Source organism: Bacteroidota bacterium (assembly GCA_018698135.1).
Taxonomy (GTDB): domain Bacteria; phylum Bacteroidota; class Bacteroidia; order CAILMK01; family JAAYUY01; genus JABINZ01.
In genome coordinates, this window is the sequence record JABINZ010000182.1 from 1 (window position 1) to 2,296 (window position 2,296).

Genomic DNA, 2,296 nt, shown 5'->3' on the forward strand with positions numbered 1-2,296 from the left:
TGGCATTTATTGCATTTATTGCCATGTTCAATTTTATAGTTGGTAAAATTGGTCAGTGGACAAATTTGAATGAAATGATTGTTGAGGGAACTAATGGAAAATTCGATGGCCTTTCTTTACAGTTTATTTTGGGTTATACTTTCGCACCGTTAATGTGGTTGATTGGAGTTACTCCGGCTGATGTAGTAACTGTTGGCAGATTATTAGGCGAGAAACTAATCCTCACCGAATTTATCGGGTATATTAGTTTAGCTGAATTAAAAGCCAGCGGTGCATTTTCCGAACCCAAATCAATAATTATGGCAACCTATATTTTATGTGGTTTTGCTAATTTTTCATCTATCGGAATTCAAATTGGTGGAATTGGTGCACTGGCTCCAAAACGGCGCGTTCTTCTTTCAAAACTAGGAGTTAAAGCTTTGGTTGCTGGAACTCTGGCTTCGTTAATGTCGGCTACTATTATTGGGATGATAATGGGGTAGAAAATAGCTGGATTTTTATATCGACTTTTGAACGAATAAGTTAGAGGTTCAATTAATTAAATACTGACTCAAATGAAACAATTAAAAGCTTTTTTTTTATTTTTTGTTTTTCTATTTTTATTTGTTTCGTGTAAAGACTTTTCTTTTGATCTGAATGTTAATAATTTAGAACATCCGGATGACTATGCATTGTTTTCAAGCAAAGAAAAACTTACTGAAGTTGCTTCAACAATTTTAAATAAGTGGTACATGACAGTCCATGACTATAGCGGTCCGGCAGCTGCATTACAGACCATGGCAGATGTTTCAACCAGTTCGTGGTCATTTTCGGGGTCGTATGATTTATCGAGTGAGCCCAGAATAGCTTGGAATAATAGTCCTGCCTACGGTCAACACCTTGCAACAAGTCGTTATTTTGATAAATTATATTCACTGTTATTTGAAGCTAACTTACTAGTTGAGGCGGTAGAAAAAGGAGTTGGCTTTGAGAATCCTGATTTGATGAAAATGATCGGCAAAGTAGGTCAGGCTTTGTCAGTTGGATACCTTTCATTGGTTTTCGATAGGGTTTGGATTTCTGACAAAAATAGTGTTGTTGACGAAGGACCTGTTGATTATAAAGAAGCAATGATTTTTGCAATTCAAAAGCTCGACGATGCAATTGCTTTGGCAAAATCAGGAAATGTCGATATTCCTGAATCTTGGTTACCTGGAGGTTTTGGTGCAAATAGTACATTGGTGCCATTCCTAAACAGTATGGGAGCACGTTTTTTGGTGGGAAATGTACGTAACAGTGCACAAAAATCAAGTATCGACTGGGATCGAGTATTGACTTATGCCAATGCAGGCCTTACAGTGGATTTTGAAATTTATATGGATGATGTAACCTGGTACGACCTTATTCCTAAAACCTATATGGTTTATCCAGGCTTTGGTAGAGTTGATATGAGGATCATAAATTTGACGGATCCGAACACTACTGATTATTGGTCAGATGAAACAGTTGTTCCTGAGTCAACTTCAATTGATGCAAGGTTAGCAACTGATTATCAATATTTGTCTAGTCAGAATTTCCGTCCAGACAGGGGAACATATCACTTCAGTAGCTATCGTTATGCCAGATTAGATGACTATATTTCGGCTTGGACGATGAACGTTGTTGAATTTTCTGCATCGGAAAACGATATGTATAAAGCAGAAGCTATGTTAAATAAGGGTGATGTGGCAGGGGCTGCTGCCATTGTTAACGCTGGAACAAGAGTTATTAGAGGCCAATTACCTGATGTAGCAGCAGATGCTGCTGCAGTTCAAGCTGCTATCCATTACGAAAGAATGGTTGAATTTGCTTATACCGGTATTGGAATCGGGTTTTTTGAGATGAGAAAAGAGAATCTTTTGCAAGCTGGAACAATGTTACATTTCCCTGTTCCTGGAAAAGCACTTGAAACAATACAGGAAGAATATTACACTTTTGGAGGAACGGAAGGTATTGCCGGTGAAGACTATTCTATTGGAGGCTGGCGATAATCAGATTTTTTGCAAATCTTAAGGGCATCTCTAAAAACTCCTTCGCATCAAAATTTTCAGAGTTTTTCAGAGACAATTCAAATTTTTGAAACACTATCGGGATAATGTAATAAAATTTGAAGCAGGATATGGAAAACTCTGAAAATCCTTCGGGAACGAAGATAATAAACAATCTGACTGCGTTATAATTTTTTGAAATAGCTACGGCTATTCTAAAAAATTATGCCTTGCATATTATTCATTATCTTCATTTTTTGAAAGAAATGAGTTTTTAGAGATGCCCTTAA

At 36.8% G+C, this 2,296-nt stretch carries 2 protein-coding genes; both read left to right on the forward strand.

The genetic code is table 11. From position 1 onward, the window contains the following. Positions 1 to 482 (forward strand): Na+ dependent nucleoside transporter (locus HOG71_11865; protein MBT5991537.1); only part of this gene is annotated, 482 nt, incomplete at its 5' end. A gap of 72 nt (positions 483 to 554) precedes the next feature. Then, positions 555 to 2,009 (forward strand): hypothetical protein, encoded by a 1,455-nt coding sequence (locus HOG71_11870; protein MBT5991538.1) that lies wholly within the window; start codon positions 555 to 557, stop codon positions 2,007 to 2,009. Positions 2,010 to 2,296: the final 287 nt, after the last annotated feature.

Bases quoted from the DNA above. Each gene is read 5' to 3' on its own strand.
- HOG71_11870 (MBT5991538.1), top strand. From the start codon at position 555: ATGAAACAATTAAAAGCTTTTTTTTTATTTTTTGTTTTTCTATTTTTA.